Source organism: Hohaiivirga grylli, from assembly GCF_039655745.1.
In the GTDB taxonomy this organism is placed as follows: Bacteria; Pseudomonadota; Alphaproteobacteria; order Rhizobiales; family Beijerinckiaceae; genus Hohaiivirga; species Hohaiivirga grylli.
Genome location: NZ_JBBYXI010000002.1, coordinates 285,802 through 305,700, shown reverse-complemented (window position 1 = coordinate 305,700; position 19,899 = coordinate 285,802). Strand labels below are relative to the sequence as shown.

19 protein-coding genes and 1 tRNA gene are annotated in these 19,899 nt (G+C 45.6%); 11 read left to right on the top strand and 9 right to left on the bottom strand.

Annotated elements, in window-relative coordinates:
• Nucleotides 1–222 precede the first annotated feature (222 nt).
• Both epmA and WJT86_RS05760 read left to right on the top strand, forming a co-directional pair.
• Entirely contained in the window at nt 223–1,278 is a 1,056-nt protein-coding gene (epmA, locus tag WJT86_RS05765) for an EF-P lysine aminoacylase EpmA (RefSeq protein ID WP_346336573.1), read from the top strand.
• The gene (locus tag WJT86_RS05760) at nt 1,275–2,321 is read left to right on the top strand and encodes a lysine-2,3-aminomutase-like protein (RefSeq protein WP_346336572.1); all 1,047 of its coding nucleotides are present in this window, start codon (nt 1,275–1,277) and stop codon (nt 2,319–2,321) included. Before epmA ends, WJT86_RS05760 begins: the two co-directional genes overlap by 4 nt.
• Here the strand turns inward: WJT86_RS05760 and arfB are convergent.
• Genes arfB through WJT86_RS05745 form a run of 3 tightly spaced genes read right to left on the bottom strand, consistent with a single transcriptional unit; the run spans nt 2,318 to nt 4,284 of the window.
• Nucleotides 2,318–2,749 (bottom strand): alternative ribosome rescue aminoacyl-tRNA hydrolase ArfB, encoded by a 432-nt coding sequence (arfB, locus tag WJT86_RS05755; RefSeq protein WP_346336571.1) that lies wholly within the window; start codon nt 2,747–2,749, stop codon nt 2,318–2,320. The two genes, WJT86_RS05760 and arfB, sit on opposite strands and share 4 nt — an antisense overlap.
• Before the next feature lie 8 nt (nt 2,750–2,757).
• The gene (locus WJT86_RS05750) at nt 2,758–3,522 is read right to left on the bottom strand and encodes an ABC transporter ATP-binding protein (protein ID WP_346336570.1); all 765 of its coding nucleotides are present in this window, start codon (nt 3,520–3,522) and stop codon (nt 2,758–2,760) included.
• A gap of 15 nt (nt 3,523–3,537) precedes the next feature.
• Nucleotides 3,538–4,284: an ABC transporter permease gene (locus WJT86_RS05745; protein ID WP_346336569.1), complete on the bottom strand. Its 747-nt coding sequence runs from the start codon at nt 4,282–4,284 to the stop codon at nt 3,538–3,540.
• A 557-nt stretch (nt 4,285–4,841) separates the two neighbouring features.
• On the opposite strand from WJT86_RS05745, the gene WJT86_RS05740 reads away from it, so the two are divergent.
• Both WJT86_RS05740 and WJT86_RS05735 read left to right on the top strand, forming a co-directional pair.
• Nucleotides 4,842–5,534: an OmpW/AlkL family protein gene (locus WJT86_RS05740; RefSeq protein WP_346336568.1), complete on the top strand. Its 693-nt coding sequence runs from the start codon at nt 4,842–4,844 to the stop codon at nt 5,532–5,534.
• Nucleotides 5,535–5,642: 108 nt separating this feature from the next.
• The gene (locus WJT86_RS05735; RefSeq protein ID WP_346336567.1) at nt 5,643–6,593 is read left to right on the top strand and encodes a DUF3829 domain-containing protein; all 951 of its coding nucleotides are present in this window, start codon (nt 5,643–5,645) and stop codon (nt 6,591–6,593) included.
• Nucleotides 6,594–6,685: 92 nt separating this feature from the next.
• Here WJT86_RS05735 and WJT86_RS05730 read toward each other — a convergent pair whose 3' ends face one another.
• Complete coding sequence (locus WJT86_RS05730) at nt 6,686–8,656, bottom strand: heavy metal translocating P-type ATPase (protein ID WP_346336566.1); 1,971 nt, start codon at nt 8,654–8,656, stop codon at nt 6,686–6,688.
• A 318-nt stretch (nt 8,657–8,974) separates the two neighbouring features.
• Between WJT86_RS05730 and WJT86_RS05725 the strand changes: the two genes are divergently transcribed.
• Nucleotides 8,975–9,280: a hypothetical protein gene (locus tag WJT86_RS05725; RefSeq protein ID WP_346336565.1), complete on the top strand. Its 306-nt coding sequence runs from the start codon at nt 8,975–8,977 to the stop codon at nt 9,278–9,280.
• Nucleotides 9,281–9,341: 61 nt separating this feature from the next.
• Here the strand turns inward: WJT86_RS05725 and WJT86_RS05720 are convergent, their stop codons facing one another.
• Nucleotides 9,342–10,958, bottom strand: coding sequence for an ABC transporter ATP-binding protein (locus WJT86_RS05720; RefSeq protein WP_346336564.1), 1,617 nt, complete (start codon nt 10,956–10,958; stop codon nt 9,342–9,344).
• Nucleotides 10,959–11,154: 196 nt separating this feature from the next.
• On the opposite strand from WJT86_RS05720, the gene WJT86_RS05715 reads away from it, so the two are divergent.
• The 6 genes from WJT86_RS05715 (at nt 11,155) to WJT86_RS05690 (ending at nt 15,790) form a co-directional block, all read left to right on the top strand.
• Nucleotides 11,155–11,228 (top strand) — tRNA-Gln (locus tag WJT86_RS05715).
• 251 nt (nt 11,229–11,479) lie between these two features.
• Nucleotides 11,480–12,022 carry an autotransporter domain-containing protein gene (locus WJT86_RS05710; RefSeq protein ID WP_346337052.1) on the top strand — a complete coding sequence of 181 codons (543 nt, stop codon included), beginning with the start codon at nt 11,480–11,482 and terminating at the stop codon, nt 12,020–12,022.
• 144 nt (nt 12,023–12,166) lie between these two features.
• On the top strand, nt 12,167–13,138 hold the full coding sequence (locus WJT86_RS05705; protein WP_346336563.1) for a DNA cytosine methyltransferase: 972 nt from the start codon (nt 12,167–12,169) through the stop codon (nt 13,136–13,138).
• Nucleotides 13,139–13,176: 38 nt separating this feature from the next.
• Nucleotides 13,177–14,046, top strand: coding sequence for a NaeI family type II restriction endonuclease (locus WJT86_RS05700; RefSeq protein WP_346336562.1), 870 nt, complete (start codon nt 13,177–13,179; stop codon nt 14,044–14,046).
• Nucleotides 14,047–14,166: 120 nt separating this feature from the next.
• On the top strand, nt 14,167–15,288 hold the full coding sequence (locus WJT86_RS05695) for a DUF262 domain-containing protein (RefSeq protein WP_346336561.1): 1,122 nt from the start codon (nt 14,167–14,169) through the stop codon (nt 15,286–15,288).
• Between the two features lies 1 nt (nt 15,289).
• The gene (locus WJT86_RS05690; RefSeq protein ID WP_346336560.1) at nt 15,290–15,790 is read left to right on the top strand and encodes a hypothetical protein; all 501 of its coding nucleotides are present in this window, start codon (nt 15,290–15,292) and stop codon (nt 15,788–15,790) included.
• A gap of 56 nt (nt 15,791–15,846) precedes the next feature.
• Here WJT86_RS05690 and WJT86_RS05685 read toward each other — a convergent pair whose 3' ends face one another.
• The 4 genes from WJT86_RS05685 to tenA all read right to left on the bottom strand — a co-directional run bounded on the left by WJT86_RS05685 (nt 15,847) and on the right by tenA (nt 19,860).
• The gene (locus tag WJT86_RS05685; RefSeq protein WP_346336559.1) at nt 15,847–16,155 is read right to left on the bottom strand and encodes an AtuA-related protein; all 309 of its coding nucleotides are present in this window, start codon (nt 16,153–16,155) and stop codon (nt 15,847–15,849) included.
• A gap of 2 nt (nt 16,156–16,157) precedes the next feature.
• A complete protein-coding gene (locus WJT86_RS05680; protein ID WP_346336558.1) occupies nt 16,158–17,495 on the bottom strand; it encodes an acyclic terpene utilization AtuA family protein in 1,338 nt (445 codons plus the stop codon).
• A 17-nt stretch (nt 17,496–17,512) separates the two neighbouring features.
• The gene (locus WJT86_RS05675; RefSeq protein WP_346336557.1) at nt 17,513–18,844 is read right to left on the bottom strand and encodes a CitMHS family transporter; all 1,332 of its coding nucleotides are present in this window, start codon (nt 18,842–18,844) and stop codon (nt 17,513–17,515) included.
• Nucleotides 18,845–19,197: 353 nt separating this feature from the next.
• The gene (gene tenA, locus WJT86_RS05670; RefSeq protein WP_346336556.1) at nt 19,198–19,860 is read right to left on the bottom strand and encodes a thiaminase II; all 663 of its coding nucleotides are present in this window, start codon (nt 19,858–19,860) and stop codon (nt 19,198–19,200) included.
• Nucleotides 19,861–19,899 lie beyond the last annotated feature (39 nt).

The following is a 19,899-nucleotide window of genomic DNA, read 5'->3' as shown; positions in this document are numbered from 1 at the left end:
GTTTGTACTGGCCAGAAACCGAAACGGCATCACCAGCATCAAAAATCATCCTGTTACCGACTACCCGATATTGAATGAAATCGCTAGCCTTCTTGTCAAATTTGACTAAAAACTATCCAAGGTTCAGCGATTTTTTTCCGCTCCCCTTGCTATTGAACCATGGTAAGGTGATGCCTGAAGCCAATTTTGATAACAGAGCCAGCCTCGCAACGCGTTAATAACATGACTAAAATATCGCCTTGGTGGGCTCCCTCCAATCATCTTGACCGCCGCCCTTTTCTGCTGGGGCGGAACCGGATTCTGAAAAATACCCGCACCTTCTTTGAGGAGCATGATTTTCTGGAGGTTGAAACGGCGGCCCTCCAGACATCTCCGGGTAATGAAGCCCATCTGCATGCTTTTGAGACAGCAGCTATCCTCTCAAATGGCGATCGTCAGCCTTTGTATCTGCATACCTCACCTGAGTTCGCTTGTAAGAAACTTCTGGCAGCGGGAGAAAAACGCATTGTTTCATTTGGCAAGGTTTACCGTAATAGAGAACGCGGTGTCCTGCATCATCCTGAGTTTACAATGCTGGAATGGTACCGCGTTGGCGAGAACTATGAGCAGTTGATGCAAGATTGCACCCACCTTCTCCAGCTGGCGGCTGAAACGGCGCAGACGAAGTCATTTACCTTCCGCAATCGAACAATGGATCCCTTCGCTGAGCCTGAGCGCCTCAGTGTAGCAGACGCCTTTATGCGCTATGCCGCCATTGATCTTCTGCAAACAATGTCAGCGGAAGGTATTCCTGATCTGAAAAAAATGCGGGAAGCCCTATCACAGGCTAATATCCGCTTTGCAGAAGATGATACCTGGTCTGATATGTTCTCCAAGGTACTGGTTGAGAAGATAGAACCCAACCTTGGCGAAGGCCGGGCAACAATCCTTGATCAATATCCGACACATGAAGCGGCACTGGCACAGCCCTGTGCAGATGACCCACGCTTTGCTGAGCGCTTTGAGCTCTACGCCTGTGGTGTTGAGCTTGCCAATGCGTTTGGTGAGTTGACCGATGCCCAGGAGCAGCGGCGACGCTTCCAGATTGAGATGGTAGAGAAAGAGCGCCTTTATAATGAAACATATCCTCTTGATGAGGACTTCCTTCAGGCCCTTGCAGTCATGCCACCAGCAAGTGGTGCTGCTTTAGGATTTGACCGTCTGGTAATGCTTGCAACGGGCGCCTTACGTATTGATCAGGTGATCTGGACACCTGTCGCAGAAGCACATTCAGAATGACTCTCACCCTCAAAACAGTTGATCATCTGATATCTTCCGGTCTGGTCTCGGAAGATCAGCGCATAGATATGGAGAAAATTGCCAAAACTTATGCAATTGCAGTTTCTCCACTTCTTGCATCTCTCATCAATCCAGATGACCCGAAAGACCCGATAGGTCTTCAGTTCGTCCCTGCCATCTCCGAGCTGACGCATACCAATGAAGAACTCGCAGATCCAATTGGGGATCATGCACATACACCGGTAAAGGGTATCGTTCATCGATATCCTGACCGAGTTCTTCTTAAGGCAGTTCATATCTGCCCTGTCTACTGTCGTTTCTGTTTCAGGCGCGAAATGGTAGGCCCCGCAGGTGATGGCTCTTTAACAGATACAGAACTTGAAAATGCAATCGCCTACATCACAAAGAACAAACAGATATGGGAAGTTATTCTGACAGGTGGAGATCCGCTTATTCTCTCGGAAAGACGCCTGCGGAATATCATGACTGTCCTATCAAAGATTGAGCATATCCGTGTTATTCGGTTTCACTCCCGCATTCCTGTCGCAAACCCAGAGCGGATTGATGATGCCTTTGTCTCAGCCCTCACCGCATCAGGCAAAACAGTTTATATTGCCATTCACTCCAATCATCCACGAGAACTCTCACAGCCGATGAAAGAAGCCTGTGAACGTCTGCAAAAGGCCGGTATTCAGCTTTTAAGCCAGACTGTCCTTCTCAAGGATATCAATGATGATGCGCAAGTGTTGTCTGAATTGATGCAGGGCTTTGTCTCTCTAGGCATTCGCCCTTATTACTTACACCATCCCGATCTTGCTCCCGGAACCTCACACTTCCGCATATCTATTTCAGAAGGCCGGCAGATTTTTGAGCAGCTACGCGGATATATCTCTGGTCTTTGCCAGCCAACTTATGTGATTGATATCCCCGGTGGCTTTGGAAAAGTTCCCGTCACAAAAGACTATATCGACGATACTGCCCCTGAATGTATTCGTATCAGGGATTATCAGGGCAACTGGCACAATTACCCTCCCCGGCCCTAATCAAACTGCGGCTTACCCTGCCTGAGTTTTTTAACGCCAGAGCGCTTGGCTTTACTTTCAAGGCGACGGACACGTGATGCATAGGTTGGTTTGGTCGCTTTTCTGGGTTTTACAGGCTCTGCTGCTTTCGCCAGAAGCTGGACAAGCCGCGCCAGAGCATCCTCACGGTTTCTTTCCTGTAAACGAAAGCGTGCAGCCGTAATGACAATGGCACCATCATTCGTCAGACGCTGACCGGCAAGCTTTTCTGCTTTTTCTTTAATATGATCTGGAAGAGAGGGAGAATTGCGGATGTTAAACCGCAACTGCACAGCCGTCGCCACTTTATTGACATTCTGACCACCCGGGCCTGAAGAGCGGATAAATTGCTCTTCAATTTCATCAGGGTCCAGATAAATTCTGTCTGTGACAGTAATAAGCGAGCGCATCAGGCCCCCTATTTCAGTTCTTCCTGCACCCCGCGCGAGACACCGTAAGCCTCAAGAACAGTATCAACATCCCCTTCAGCAACAATCGTACCTTCGCTAATCAGAACAGCACGGTTACAATATTGTCTCAAGGTTTTTGGATCATGCGAAGCCAGAACAAGAATACTTGCCTTCTCCATCATATCCTCAATGCGTTTACGTGCCTTTTTGGCAAACTCGGCATCACCTACGCTGATCAGTTCATCAAGCAGCAGGATATCTGGTGGGCGAACGGTTGAAACACCAAAAGCAATACGTAATGTCATACCACTGGAATAGGTACGCATCGGCAGGTTGAGATAATCACCCAGTTCTGAGAACTCAGCAATTTCAGGAATAATCGCCTTGGCTTCAGACATTTTCATGCCCGTAAATACACCACGCAGAATGATATTCTCAGCCCCTGTCAGCTCAGGGTCCATACCCATGGTGATATCAAGCAAGGATGAAACCTTGCCATCAATGATCGCTTCACCTGATGATGGTTCATAAGCACCAGAGAAAACACGAAGCAGTGTCGATTTCCCAGCCCCGTTGTGTCCAACCAGCGCGAGACGATCACCCGGATTAAGGGTAATAGAAATATTACGCAGGGCCTGAACGGTCACAACATCACTGTTATCAGGCGAAATATTTCCACCGACACGCCGGATCAGGTTATTGCGCAACGAACGACCGCGAGCATTGAAAATCGGAAACTCGACAGAAGCATTCTTTAAAGTAATAGACGCCATTTCTTTCTCCCCCTGTCAGAGCCAGTAAACAATGCGGGCGCGGAAATGGGCAAATATCAGCAGCGTCGTTACCAATAAGAAGGCAAATGTTGCAAAGACCATGTAGTAGACACTGTTCAGCGGAACGATACCGTGGATCGGGTCTGACACGATACGAAGGCAGGCTGCAAACGGGTTAAAGATAACAATGTACCACGCATCCGTCATCTGCTCGGGGCGCCACATAACGGGCGTCAGGAAGTACAGCATCTGCATCAGGTTCTGTAAAATCTGTGCCATGTCGCGAAAACGCGTACAAATCATTGAAAGCAATATTGTCGCCAGAAACCCGATAACGATTAGTATAATCAGTCCGGGAATAGCCAACAGAATTGTCCAGGTTACAGGTACTTTAAAGATCAGAAAAATAACTGGAATAATAATAAGATTATGAGCAAAGAGCACCAGATTACGTACGATAACCCGCATCGCAAAAATAGAGCGAGGCAAAGCTTCCTGCGTCAGATAGACAGCTGACTGTGTAAAAGTTGTCGTACTATCCAGTACAATACCTGAGATCAGCCCCCAAACAACGTAATTAACGGCAAAATACGGCATGTAGTTTTTTACGTCCTGCTTGAACAGGAAGGAAAAAGCAAAGCCAATGCCGGTAATAAAGATCGCCATACTCATGGTGATCCAGAGCTGACCTAATCTTGAACGCTTATAGCGAAGGCGAATATCGCTGATACCAAGCAGATACCAGCTTTCCCAAGCACACAAACCTCGTACCAGGTCCGACTTGGCCAGCCTCCAGTTTTTTTGGGAAGGAATAAATCCCATAATCAGCTCTTATCTCTTAAAATTACTTCTGGAATGCCTAGTACCCTGAAAAAGTTTAGACATCATTACATCATGAAGACTGCCTGCATCTGGTCACAGAAACCTTTGCAAGCAGCGCCCTGTTTACCTTGCGGAGTGACGACGGTCAAACTGGGATTTGATTCGAACCCGGAAGCCTCCAAAACGAATTATCTTCGTATTTTAAATATACTAAAGTAGCAAAAAGAGATTTTTGTAATAAAAAAACAAAAAATCATCGAAAGCACATAGAAAAAGGCAAAACTACAGGTAGATATTTTTTTCCATTTAAAAACATAATCTTACGAACAAAGATAAGTACAAAGAATATGGTTGCAAAAAAGCAACATCAGAAAATATTCACCCTTTAACGAGTTCCAATTTGAAATAGATCAAAACATAAAACGCTCGCAACAGGCATTGTCCGATTCTGCATTCTTTCTTCGAGCATTCGCTCATTCCTCAGGGGGAAATTGATAATGAAGCGTTTACTACTTACGACCCTTTTAGCATCTACAGTTCTGGTTCCTGCCATTTCAGCAAATGCAGCGGACCTTCCAAGACGTGAGCGTGTCGAAGCCCCGATTGAGCTTTGGAACCCATGGATGATCCGTGTTCGTGCTCTCGGCGTTATGCCTCAGAAGAGCGACAAATCACGTGTAAAGCTTGATGGCGTTGGGGAGCCAGGCAGCAATATCTCTACCACTTACACAGTCGTTCCAGAACTCGACATCAGTTACTTCTTCACGAAGAACATCGCTGTTGAATTGATTCTCGGCACAACACCTCACAGTGTTAAGGGTGCAGGTAGCCTGGCTGGCGTCGGTCGTATTGGTCGCACATGGCTCCTTCCACCAACCCTGACACTGCAGTACCACTTCAACCTGACCGATAATATCAAGCCTTATGTCGGTGCAGGTGTTAACTATACAATCTTCTATAACAACAAATCCCGTGGGGACTTTACAGGCTTTAAGGTCAATAACGCGTTCGGCGTTGCTCTTCAGGCTGGTGTCGATTTCATGATCGACAAGCACTGGGGTCTGAACGTCGACGTCAAAAAGCTTTGGCTGCGTCCAACTGCTAAGGCATGGCTTGGAGATACGTTCGTTAAGACAAAGGCCAAACTCGATCCATGGCTGATCGGTGTTGGTGTCACCTATAAGTTCTAATCCCCAGAACATTCCTTTAATTTTAACTGGCGCGGTTTTCGCGCCAGTTTTTTTATGCAAACTATCCCCTAATCGTATTACGAATAAATTTAGGGGACTACTGAGCTTATGAAAAAACTGACTCTTACCGCCTGGTTAGTAGGCGCATCACTTCTACCATTAACCTTTGCCTCACCTGTATTTTCCCAGGAAAATACACAGGCAGCTTCCACGAATTCCATTGTTCCGGATAATCTGACTGAAGAACAGCTCGGTGAGTGGGTTGAAAAGCTTAATGCCTATACAAAACTCTATAACGAGACTTCCCGCGTTTCGCAGTCCTGGAGCCGTTATAAGAGTTGGGTTAAATCCAAAGATGGCCCAACCGGCAAAGAAAAAATTGTCTACGGTCTCTATAGTGTTTCCGATAGCCTTGCCAAAACAGAAGCTCCAAAAGCCATCGAGGCTTCAAAGCAAGACCCTAAAATGGGCTCAATCGATACAACGGCCGTCAAGCTTTCCGAAGCCGTTATCAAGCTCGATCCAATCCTGAAGAAAGCCTACGATTACTATAATCGTAAAGACTATACCGATGACAAGTTTGCCCTTGGCAAGGAAATGCATCCGGCCCTTAGTGCAGCCTTCACAGAGGCCGTTACGCTTCGCGAAACCTTCGATAAAGAGCTGACAGCAATTAAGGATAACGTTGACCTTCAGTTCCTGAATCATCTGGAGAAGACTGAAGGCAAAAAATATAAATGGCAGAAGAAGAATATTTTGATGGCCTCTCAGAAGGCTGTTGAAGCTCTTCAGAATGTATCGTCAAAGTCTGACCTTCCGTCTTTCAGCGAAGCCATCAAGAAGTATGCAGCAAGCGTCAGAGAATTTGATGATTATATGGCCGGAGCAGATGATATCCCTACCTTTGCCAGTGCTATGAAGTCACGCCCGGCATCTCTTCTGTCCTATCTGCGTTCTGCGCGTGAGTCTCTCGAAAAGAATGACATCACATGGTTCAACAATCATGCACGCAGTGCTGTTAGTGAATACAACACGCTGATCAGCCTCTCTCGTCATTAAACAAAGAAGCTTCATAAAAATAAATTTGGGCCGGAGAAGCGAACTTCTCCGGCCCTTTTTCTATGCCCCCACGGGCATTTATTCCGCCGTGGTTATTTATCACGTCTGTTTTTCAGACGGTCGGCGGCTGGCAAAAGCCGTGCCGAATTGGAAATAAACACCAATTCAGATGAAACGTGGATGAACGCCGCCAGCAATGGATTTAAAAATCCGAATGCGGCGAGCAAAATACCAAGTGTATCCACACCAATCGTTCCGGCAAAATTCTGCCAGATGGTACGGCGTGTTTTGCGGGAAACTTCAACGGTTTCAACAAATTTTGCCAAATCATTACCCAACAACACAATATCTGCGCTTTCTTTGGCAACATCCGTACCGGATCCCATGGCGACGCCAACAGTTGCAGCTGTCAAAGCCGGAGCATCATTGACGCCATCCCCCAGCATCGCAACTATTTTACCGTCATCAACAAGTCCACGAATCTTTGCAAGCTTATCTTCAGGCAGCATCTCTGCGATAACTGTCGAGATACCCAGTTCTTCAGCGATAGCGTCAGCGATACGCTTGCTGTCGCCAGTGAGGATCATTGTCTGGATACCCATGCTATTCAGTGCCTTAATGGCATGCTTAGCCTCGGGGCGTAGAACGTCAGCAACAATAACAGAGCCAAGATAACGATCATCCTGAGCCACATGGATTTCGGATGCTGCCGGATTTGCAGCCTCTGCTGCTTCTGCCTCTGTATCGTCGATATTATGGGCAACGAGCAGTTTCCGATTACCAACGTGTATCCGGCTACCATCCAGAGTGATGCTTACGCCCATTCCTGGCTGGTAATTAAACTCATCAGGCTTTTGAACAACGATATTGAGCTCTTCTGCACGCTTAATGATGGCTTTAGCCAGCGGATGTTCAGACCAGACCTCTGCAGCAGAAGCAACGGTCAGCAGCTGTTCTTCACTCACACCATCAGCAAGGCTCAAGCCAAGAATACGTGGCTCACCAAACGTTACCGTACCTGTCTTATCCATGACAACGGTATCAATCTTACCAAGCATTTCAAGGTGTTCACCACCTTTAATAATGGCACCGAGACGTGCTGAACGGCCAATACCACCGAGAATAGCCAGTGGTGTACCCGCAGCAACACCACAGGCACCAGCCACAATAATCACTGAAATTGTACTGCGAATATCCCATGTCAGCAGATACGTAATAACAGCTGCCGCCATTGCAAAATACACAAGGTAACCCGCAAGCTGGTCAGCAAGGCGCTGAACCGGAGCTGATGAATTCTGGGCTTCCTCTACAACGGCAACGATACGGCCAAAGCTTGTATCCCGACCAACCTTCTCAACTTCAATTTCCAAGGCACCGGTTTTCGAAATTGAGCTGGCAAAGACAGAAGAACCAATTGTCTTTTCATCCGGCTCGGATTCACCTGTAATACGGGACTGATCAACATAAGAATGACCATCACGTACAATACCATCAACCGGTATCTGCCCACCGGGTGCAACAACAACGATATCCCCTGCCCGCAAATCATCCAGTGAAATCGTATCCAGAATTTGCCCACGACGAACCGTCACTTCGTTTGGAATAACATCCATCAGATCCTTGATCGCTGTTTTACCGCGGGAAACCGTCATTTCCTCAAGCATTTCAGCAACCAGAACAAAGGTCATGATGACAAGTGCCGTAAAGAACTCTGAAATGGCTGCGGCCGCGATAATGGCAATTGTCATTGACAATTCCATCGTCATGCGCCGCTCAAGCAAATTCTCAACGGCTTCTTTAAAGATCGGCCAGCCACCAAACGCCAGACCAATGCATCCGATAATGCTGACATGGGGGAAAGGTTCCCATACACCAAACCAGACCAGTGCCGCTGCAACAACCGAAACAGCAACGCGTACAAACTCTATTGGCTCAAAGACATGATGCTTCTGCTCATTCTCTTTAGCCTGACAATGTACGGCTTCTTTACAAACCGGCTCTTTGCAACTGTCAGCAAAGAGACAATGAATGTTTCTGTGAGGCAGTTTGATCGTGGTAGCCATAACCATTTCCCTGAACTTCTTACTTTAGAAAATTTATAAATTAGAAATTTTCTAAAGACAAGTCGCTAATGAGGATAAAATGGGCAAAAAAAATCACAGGCCTTGAACAGGTATCTTTACGCACAGCGATATCTGGCTAATTATTTAATGGTATTAATGACATTTAGTATGGTTTTATTAATCTTATTGAAACCGCATTATGCTTTTGTCCTGTAAAACAGGGTGCGTTATCGGAGAATCACTTTTATATTTTGTGAAAATCCGGTAATCCTGCTGTAAATGCTAGTGATTGGCTTATTGTTTTTAAGGAGTGGCGTCATGTCCACATTGTTCGGTACTTTCAAAGCGGGCCGCGTTGCTCTTGTTACTTCTCTGAGCCTGACAGCTCTGGCGCTTGTTATGCCGGCTTCTGCCCAGCAGCGCGTTGAAAAGCTTCGCACCCCAACAGAGAAGAGCTTCCTGAATCCAGGCAGCACATACAATGGCCAGAAGAGCCCAGGTTATGTCGTTGACGGCATGATTGGTTCCCCTGCTTATGGCAACACAGATAAATTCTACAACAGCTCGCTGCCACCCGTTATTGGCGCAGGTGGCCGCCCTCTCTATGATGGCAAAGAGCGCTAATCTTTATCTGTAAGATTTTTCAGAAACAGCCGGTTTTACCGGCTGTTTTTTATTGCCCTGGTCACAGATTATCCCAAGCAGCACCGGGAATGGCAGCAATCAAGCGTTGCGTATATTCATGCTGCGGCTGACCAAAGACCTGAGCTGTTTGCCCCTGCTCTACAATTTTTCCGCGATACATAACCGCAACGCGATCACATATTTCGGCAGCAATGCGTAAATCATGAGTGATAAACAGGACAGCAATGCCAAGCTGACGCTGGAGGCGCTGCAAAAGTGACAGTACCTGTGCCTGTACAGAAACATCAAGAGCAGATACTGCCTCATCCGCGACCAGAATTTCCGGCTCCAAAGCCAAGGCACGCGCAATCCCTACCCGTTGTCTCTGCCCTCCGGAAAACTCGTGCGGGTAACGTTCAAAAGATGAAGGCTCCAGACCCACAAGAGATAATAACTCCCGAGCTTTGCTCTCGGCAGATGATCGTGAAGCGCCATGAGCCAAAGGCCCATCCATAATAATCCGGCCAACGGTGTGACGGGGATTAAGTGATGAAAACGGATCCTGAAAAATCATCTGCACTTTTTTACGTAGAGGCCTGAAAACCTCTTCCGTCATCGGGGCGATATCCTGCCCATTAAGTAAAATTTCGCCAGAATCAATTTCAGCCAGCTTCAGAATACAACGTCCAAGAGTTGACTTACCGGATCCGGATTCGCCAACCAGTCCTAATGTTTCACTCTTCCGTAAAGTCAGAGAGACATCATCAACCGCAACAACTTCCCGCGTGTGTGTACCTAAAAGCCCCGTCTCACGGTAAACTTTATGCAAATTCCGGACGTCCAACAGAATACTCTCATGATTTTTCGGCTGAGATACCTTTGCATTCTGGCGAGGAACAGCAGCAATGAGCTGCTTGGTATAAGGATGTTGCGGGCTGTTAAGAATCTGAGCAGCAGCTCCCTGTTCAACAATCTGCCCGCCTTCCATGACAATAACCCGATCAGCAATATCGGCCACAACACCAAAATCATGGGTGATGAACAAAACCGCCATCCCCTTCTCTGCACGAATACGGCAAATCAGATCGAGTATCTGGGCCTGCGTTGTCACATCAAGCGCGGTTGTCGGCTCATCGGCAATGAGAATATCTGGTTCCAAAGCCAGTGCCATCGCGATCATCACACGCTGGCGTTGTCCACCTGAAAGCCGAAATGGGTAGGCATGCTGCAATTGATGCGGTTCTGGCAGCCCCACATACTCCAGCAGCTCAACTACACGTGACGCACGGCTCTGAGCCGTGCCCACCCCATGTACTGCCATGACTTCAGCAATCTGTTCACCAACCTGCATGAGTGGATTCAGCGCTGACATCGGCTCCTGAAAAACCATAGAGACAGCCTGTCCGCGCTTATTGCGCAGCACGGCTTCAGACATTTCAAGAAGGTTTTGCCCTTTAAAAAGAATACGCCCGGCACTTGCCTGCATATAATAAGGCAACAATCCCATCACGGCATTGGCCAACATGGATTTGCCAGAGCCGGATTCGCCAACGACACACAGCATCTCGCCGGCATTCAGTGTCAGAGACACATCATCAACAGCAAGATGACGATCCTGCCCGTGAGGCAGAGGAACGCACAATCCCTCAATCTGCAACAGGCCATTATCCGAAACCATTGACGCCTAACTCTTAAACAAACCAGAAAAACGATTTTGCCAGCAGTATCACGTCAAGATTGTGAGAGGAATGTCAAAAACACATTGGAAACGTCAAAAACACCTTGACCCAAACAAAAATCTGACCTATTCCCTCCAAATCGCTTCGGCGCGCTCCTTGATTTTGCGGTTTCAACCATTTGAGCGCAGGCCTTGGTGGGGAATAGTTTAATGGTAGAACGACGGACTCTGACTCCGTTAGTCTTGGTTCGAGTCCAGGTTCCCCAGCCAATTGCTTGACAAGCGTTTCTCATATTCAGCTGACTAAACCGCAATGTGTAGTTTGCACTTTGGCCTACAGTTACGTTCCAGTTTAATATCTTTTCAGCCTTTAAAATACACTCTCAATATTTTACAAAATAAAAATATTAAATGAAAATACGAATATTATAAATTTATTTATTTTACATTATAAATATATAATAAAATAAATAATTATTACTTTTATTTACTAAAGGAAGGACTGGTACACCGATGCCGTTATTCAGGGCACGTGGTATTCCGCTAATGCCAGTTCAGTTTACGGCCAGAAACTCAAGCCTGACGGGTTTGGCTTCATTGCCTCTCTGGAAGCCGGTTACAGCTTTGACCTTGGCAATGGCCTCATCATTGAACCTCAGGCCCAGCTTGCCTATCAGACCATATTATTCGACAATTCTTCGGATGCCTATGGCCGCTTTTACTTCAGCAACACTGACAGCCTGCGTGGCCGCATCGGCGCCCGTCTTGCCAAGACATGGAACACCGATGAAAGCACTCTCCAGAAAGTCACTCTCTGGGCCCGCACCAATATCTGGCATGAGTTTATGGGTGATAGCAAAACAACCGTCACCAATCTCTATGGCCTGAACGGCGTCACTGTCCCCTCAAACCTCGGCGGCACTTGGGGTGAAATCGGTGCAGGCATGACCTTCCAGATTTCAGACCGCTTCTCCCTCTTTGCCAGTGGCGCCTACAACCGCTCACTGGACAACAAGGGCCGCCAGTCTTGGAACGGGAACATCGGGGCTGTGGTTAGGTGGTGAGGCAAAATACGCTTCTTCACTTGTACTAATTCATATAGAAAGGGAGGCTTCGCCTCCCTTTTATTTTGATGTGATTTGACTAAAATTTAATTTGAACTGGATAGACGTTCTATATATGTTCACACAACAATGGTAGATATAGCAATGCAAAACTCTCTGACATCTATTGAATTATGTGCTGGAGCTGGAGGACAAGCACTTGGCTTAGAAAAAGCTGGGTTTGCTCACAATGCCATAGTAGAAATTGACCCACATTGCTGTGAAACATTACGCCTTAATCGCCCCTTTTGGAATGTTCAGGAAACTGACTTAGGATTGTTTGAAGGTACAAAATATCAAGGTATTGACCTTCTTGCAGGAGGCCTGCCATGCCCTCCTTTTTCTGTTGCAGGAAAACAACTTGGAAAAAAGGACGAACGTAATCTATTTCCCGATGCCATTCGACTTGTTGATGAAATTCGCCCTAAAGCCATAATGATTGAAAATGTTAGAGGATTTCTTGATGCTGTTTTTGAGGACTATAGAACACACATTAAGAAACAACTGAAAAAGCTAGGTTATGAAACTCATTGGCGGCTACTTAATGCATCCGATTTTGGCGTTCCTCAACTCAGACCTCGTGTCGTGATAATAGCCCTTCGAAATGATATAAAAGAACACTTTGAATGGCCCGCTTTACATCCTCTTGATCCCCCTACAGTTGGTGAAGTTTTACTTGATTTAATGTCTGAGAAAGGCTGGATTGGAGCTAAAAAATGGGCTCAAGAAGCAAATGATATTGCGCCTACTTTAGTTGGCGGCTCCAAAAAGCATGGAGGCCCAGACTTAGGCCCCACTCGAGCCAAAAAAGCTTGGGCCTCACTAGGAGTTAATGGGAAGCTTATTGCAAATGAAGCTCCTGAAAAAGACTTTATTGGAATGCCTTATCTTACTGTCCGAATGGCAGCCCGCATTCAAGGCTTTGATGATTCATGGAAGTTCTCAGGTAAAAAAACTGCAGCTTATAGACAAGTAGGAAATGCATTCCCCCCACCTGTTGCGCAAGCGGTTGGCAAACAGCTAAAATTAGCACTCACCACAAGAAAAAATTATTCTGTTCGCTCAATAGCCAGCTAATTGACTATATAAATTTCAAGCTCTTAATATACTAAATTATGAGCTTGATCCCATTAGATACCGAACACTCAGATTATGAAATTATCTCGCCTATCGTAAATTATATTATAGGCAGAGTAGGTAATATTGATCAGCTTTCACTCAAAATTCCACCGATATTCAGACAAGCCGTAGATGAAGTGATTGATGCACCACGAACCAACCGTTTCACGATTGATGAGCTTGAGAAAACAGAAAAAACCTACTTAGGAACGAAAGTAGAGATTTTACTAAGAAACCTTCTAAAACTACCAAAAGGAAACATACTTGATCTCTCTATTGAAGGGGTTGAGGTTGATATTAAAAATACTATTGGTCAGAATTGGACCATTCCATTAGAAAGCTATAATAGACCTGCAATTCTTACAAAATTCGACGAAAAAAAAGCCATATGTAGCTTTGGAGTTATTTACATAAGACCTGAATACTTAAACGTAGGCAAAAATAGAGATTCAAAACGTAGCATTTCAATAACAGGGAAAAATAATATTTGGTGGATATTAAAAGATTATCCATATTCTAAAAATTTTTGGGAAACAATACCTGAAAGTGAAATAAATTTCATAATATCATCTGGAAAGGGAACACTTCGCATAGCTACTTTCTTTGAGAAAATTCAAGGAGTACCGATTTCACGTCAATGTATACACGATATAGCTCAACAGAATGATTATATGAAACGAATTAGAAAAAATGGCGGTGCTAGAGATATATTAAATCCCAAAAAGATAGCTATTTTATGGGGTAAAAAAGATCGTACCCTAATTGCGGAGCTTGGGCTCCCTATACTCAAAGATGATGAGTTTATTTCATATAAAGCAATCACTAACGATGCATTTATTAAACTAAGTAAGGCAGGTCATTTATAATTTCATTCACAAGCAAAAGCAGATATTTTTGAAAAATTAATCTATTAATTCGAGTAGAAAAAAGTTATCCTAACCAAACTTATGATTTAAATAATGATTAGGCTTTATAAAGAGGTTAGAATGACAGAAGTAGAATATTCTACCCAAGATTTTTTCGATGAAATTGCCAAACAAGAGAAAGAAGAACAAGAGATGGAGGACTCTAACGAGTCCCCACCGAGTGATATTGTTGCATATAATGAATTAAGATCTGGTGCAGATTTTTTTAGAATGTATGAAGAAAAAGATCTGGTTATAAAACCAGATTTTCAAAGGGATGTTGTCTGGAATTCAAATGATCAGACCCGCTTTATTGACTCTCTAATAAAGCAACTACCGATTCCAAGCATGTGTTTTGCTTATGATGCAAAACACAACGAATGGATTGTGATTGATGGCTTACAAAGAATATCAACTATTATTCGTTTTTTAGGTTGCGAAGATTGGAAACTTTCAAAATTAATGGATGTAGATGAAATACTACATAATCAGAAGCCTATTACATTTAAGAATGCAAATCCTAGAACAGAATTACGCAAGGTCTTTCAAAAAGTTCAAAATCAAACAATACCAGTAAATGTACTTAGATGTGACTTTACAAAGAAAAGTCATAATGAATATCTTTTTACAATATTTCACCGCTTGAACTCAGGAGGGATAAAACTTAATAATCAAGAAATAAGAAATTGTATTTATTCAGGAACCTTCAATCAAATGCTAAGGGATTTAGACTTAAATCCCGATTGGCGACTTATTAATAATCTAAAAGAAAAAGAAAATTATAGATTTGCAAAACAAGAAGCCATTCTAAGATTTTTTGCATTTCACTATACACGAGATCAATATAATGGTTCGATATCAAAATTCTTAAACAACTATATGGCTGATTACCGGCATGCAGAACAATCTTGCATAGACAGACATACTTCTTTATTTAATCGTGTTGTTTCGGTCCTTTCCACAAAAATCTTAACTGAACGGCCTGTTTCAAGGTTTCCCAATACTATTATAGAAACAACAATGATTGGTATCGCCTCAAATCTTGAGCACTTAGAAGAAGCACCAGAAGCCCATTGCAAAAGTCTTTTTTCAAAGCTTAGATCTCATGAAAGTATTTCACAAGCCAATCTTGCTGAAGGGCTTTCGAAAAAAGAGAAAGTTGCATCCAGATTAAACGCCTCAATCGATATTTTTTCTGAATAAAATGGTTATTAAAAAATATATTTCAGAAAATCTAAATCATCTAGACCAAGCGTATAGAAGGGAAAGTGACCCTAAAAAAGCCACTTACTATTCTAAGCTTGCAATACTTGAATTATGTGGCTGGATAGAAGTTTCCATGGATAAGATTATTCTTTCCCATGGTAGAAAAAAAGTAAAATTTCCCAAAAATACAAAATTTATAGAAACTAATGTTAAACAAACATATGGATTCGAATACGAGAAACATTTTAGAAAGATGTTGATTAGTCTAATTGGAATTGTTGATTGCGAAAATATCGAATCTCGTGTTAATTCTACTGTTAAGACACATCTAGAAGTTCAATTAAAAAACTTAAAGCTTATACGAGATAATCTTGCACATACATACTTACAAGGATCTCCGGGACAAAGTACAATTGATGCCCCATCAACAACAAAGGCTCGTTTAGACGATATATACAAAGGTTTAAAAGAGTTTCAGAAAACGCTACGTGAACTATAAAAAGGGAGGCTTTCGCCTCCCTTTTCATTTCAACCCCATAGGTACCCTAACGCTTATTACGCGTCCGGAATTTCCATATTCATCAAGGCTGAACCGAGGCTTTTGCCGTGAGCATCGAGCGCCAGTGAGCGGGTGACGCCACCGCCGAGGGCTTCCTGCATGATGAAGTTGAGGGCACCGATGTTTGGAACCTCAATGCGGGTGACTTCACCTTTGACGATATCGGAGAAGAACTCGCGAACCTTTTCAGCGGTGACGTATTTCACGAGCAGCGGGTAGTGCTTCTCGTCGAAAGCGATCAGGGAAATGTTTGAGGTATTTCCCTTATCCCCTGTGCGGGAGTGGGCAATATCGTGTAGTTTCATGATCAAACCTCCAGATATTCAACGACAGGAGCTGTCTTGGAACGTGGCATCAGGGCTGACACCATGGCAACGATCTGACGGGCAGATTTGGTTGCACCGCCACCACCGGCCGGGCCGTTGGTGTAGAGGGTCTCAACTTCGTTACCGATGCGCACAGCTTCCTTCATGTCTTCTGTACGACCCGTGACGCGGATGCGAACCTCATAAGGCTCTGGAGCCTGCGAGAGCTTGTCACCGTGGATGGAATTGACGCCGATCATGTCAAAACGCAGTTCGCTGGTTTTGACGTTCATGATCTTGAGGCGTTCCTTGACGATTTCCAGTGCAAGCTTGGCGCGGGCAAGAGCGCCTGGACCTGCGTAGGAAATCTGGCCTTCACCGACATAGCTGTCGATGTAACCGACGGACACCTTGTAAGTATCCGGGCGGGCACGGCCTGTGGCTCCTTCCACACGAACACGGTCTTTGCCGTCCTGTGTGAATGTGACCTTGGTGAAGTCTGCCGTCACGTCAGGTGTCAGGTAGTTGTACGTATCATGGATTTCGTACAGCATCTGCTCCTTACAGGTGGCAGGTGTGACCATACCGCCAGAGCCTTCAACCTTGGTGATAATGGTTGTGCCATCTTCGGAAATCTCGGCAATCGGGAAGCCAAGACGTGCCAGATCCGGAACATCCTTCTTACCCGGATCAGCGAAATAACCACCGGTGATCTGACCACCGCATTCGAGCAGATGGCCTGTGACAACGCCACGACCGTACTTCTCGACATCAGATTCAGACCAGCCGAATTCGAAGATTTGAGGTGCCAGGAACAGGGATGGATCAGAGACACGGCCCGTGATGATGACATCTGCACCATCGCGGAGCGCCTGAACAATGCCCTCAACGCCCATGTAAGCGTTGGCTGAGACCAACGAGTTGGAGATTTCGGCAACCGGACGGCCGGTTTCCATAATCTTGTAATCGCCAGCCTTCAGTTCCTCGAACACGTCATCACCGGAAACGGATGCGACTTTGAGGCCCTTGATGCCTTTGGCTTTGGCAATGTCGATCACCTTCTGGGCAGCGGCCTGTGGATTGGCCGCTCCCATGTTGGTGATGATCTTTATACCCTTTTCATGGCACTGCTTCAAAACAGCTTCCATGCGGGCGGCAAGCAGAGCGTCATAACCCTTTGTCGGGTCATTCAGCTTGGCCTGCTGGGCAATAGCGATAGTACGCTCTGCAAGGCACTCGAAAACGAGATACTGTACATTGCCCTTCTCTGCCAGCTCAACAGCTGGTTCGATACGGTCACCGGAATAGCCGGCAGCTGAACCAATACGAATGGTTTTCATGTTACTTTCTCCCGTTTTTAGAAGGGGAATATCCCGATAAGAGCAGCAGCAATCGTCATGATAACTGTTGCACCGAAGAGATACGGAATGGCGTACTTCTGGTGATCAGCAAGGCTGACACCTGTGAGACCAACGACAAGGAAGGTTGCCGGTGTCAGCGGGCTGACAGGGAAACCGGTTGTCATCTGACCAAGGATAGAAGCCTGAGCGATTTCGATCGGGTTACCACCGAAGCTCTTGTAAACTTCAGCAACGACCGGCATCACACCGTAGTAGTAGGAATCCGGGTCGAACAGCAGGCTGAGCGGCATGGAAACGATACCAACAGCGAACGGCATATGCTGGGCCATGTGGTCCGGAATATGGTTAGCGGCATAGGCAGCCATTTCAGCAAGCATTTTTGTTGAGCCCATGATGCCTGTGAAGACACCGGCAGCAAACAGGATGGAAGCCATCATCAGCGCAGCCTTGGCATGCGCATCAACGCGGCCCTTCTGATCCTTCTCGTTCGGGTAGTTGATGACAAGGGCAACAACACAGCCAACCATGAACATGATTGTCGGTGAGATATAGCCAGAGATCATCGTACCAAGAACGATCAGTGTAATGGCGATATTGACCCAGAAGAGCTTTGGACGACGGATTTTCTGTTCAGCTTCGGAAAGCTCACGCATCTTGGCAGATGCTTCAATGCTCGCTTCAAAGCCAGCATCTGTGAGACCGAGGCGGCGCTCTTCCTTCTTACCGAGGATATAAGCAACCGCGAACATGAAGACGATACCAACCAGCTGAACAGCAATCAGTGGTGTGAAGATATCGATTGTCGTCACTTCATGGCCTGCAACTTTACTGATGGATGATGCAGAGCGCAGAACAGGCCCCGTCCATGGCAGGAAGTTGACACCAGCTGCCAGCGAGACAACCAGAGCCAAAATACGCTTATCCATCTGCAGACGCTCAAAGAGCGGCAGCATGGCCGGAATAGCAATCAGGAATGTAACAGCCCCCGAACCATCAAGGTGGATGAGCAGTGCGAGAAGGGTTGCACCCATTGTAATTCTCGCTGGCTTCATGCCAACCGTGCGCAGAATGCGCTCGATGATTGGGTCCATCATACCAGCGTCAGTCATGACACCGAAGAAGATGATGGCAAATACAAACATACCAATGGTCGGAGCAATTTCTCGAATACCCCCGACGGCATATTTAGCAATAACAGGTGGGGAAACACCAAGTATCAAAGCAGCAATGATCGGCACTGCAATCAGTGCAACCATTGGTGATACCTTCTTACTAAAGATAGCTATAAAGACAGCCAGAATAGTAAGCAGTCCAACTAGCGCAACCATGAGCCCTCCAGCACATTTTCACTATTTCACTAATTTTGGGTTCTACCTGTGCGCGCTCGTGAGATTGCCCGCAGGTATTAACGCGGACTGTACGAACTAAGCAGAGCTTGCAGAAATTGAGTTTCCTGATCAATTAATCCGATTTTCAAATCAATCAAAGATGAAACGAGTTATTATATTATTATTCAATAAGTTATGTCATTTCAGACATTTTGCAAAAAATATCTACAGCTAAAATAACAGCGCTACAAATACATCAATGAATTAAGGTCGTTCAGCCCACAGATTGCGACTTTAGTCCATGAATATTGACATAATGTCGCAGGCGCGATTTCAACGAAAAATAAGCTGAATTATTGGCTTGCACGCAACCCAATTTGCCAGAAATCAGCCTCCAGTCGGGCGGCCGTGGCAAAAATTCTGCCAAGATCAGCAAAGCGCTGTTCGGTTACATACTTTTTGGCCAACTCATCAAGGTGGTTTTCTGTGTCTCTGGCAATCGTCTGATAGGCATCCCCTGCATATTCACTGACCCATTCCGCATATGGGTGCCCAGATATGCTTTCAACCTCTGGCCTGATACGGCGCGCAATCTCCGCATATCCGATCACACAGGGAGACAAGGCAACGAGCAGATCAATCAAATCACCTGAAACACCGCAGTCAAGAACATAACGTGTATAAGCTATTGTTGTAGGATGCTCAGGCGTTGCCTCAAGCTCAGCCTCGGAAAGCCCCCACTCGCCACATAATCGAACATGCAGCTCCATCTCAGACAGAATGCCGGCAAGTCCCTGCTCAGCAGCATGCATATCTTTCAGGTTCTGACTTTTGTAAACGGCCAGAGCTTTGGCACGCGCAAACTGTATTAAAAAGAGATAATCCTGAATAAGATACGTCTGGAATGCCTTTTTTGGCAATGTACCAGCCGCCAGTTGCCGAATGAATTCATGATCGACATAACTGGCCCATTCTTTGGCGTTCGTTTCCTTTAAACGATTAAACAAAGCTGTCACAAGAATACTCCTGTATTCAGCCCCCTGTTATTGATCTGT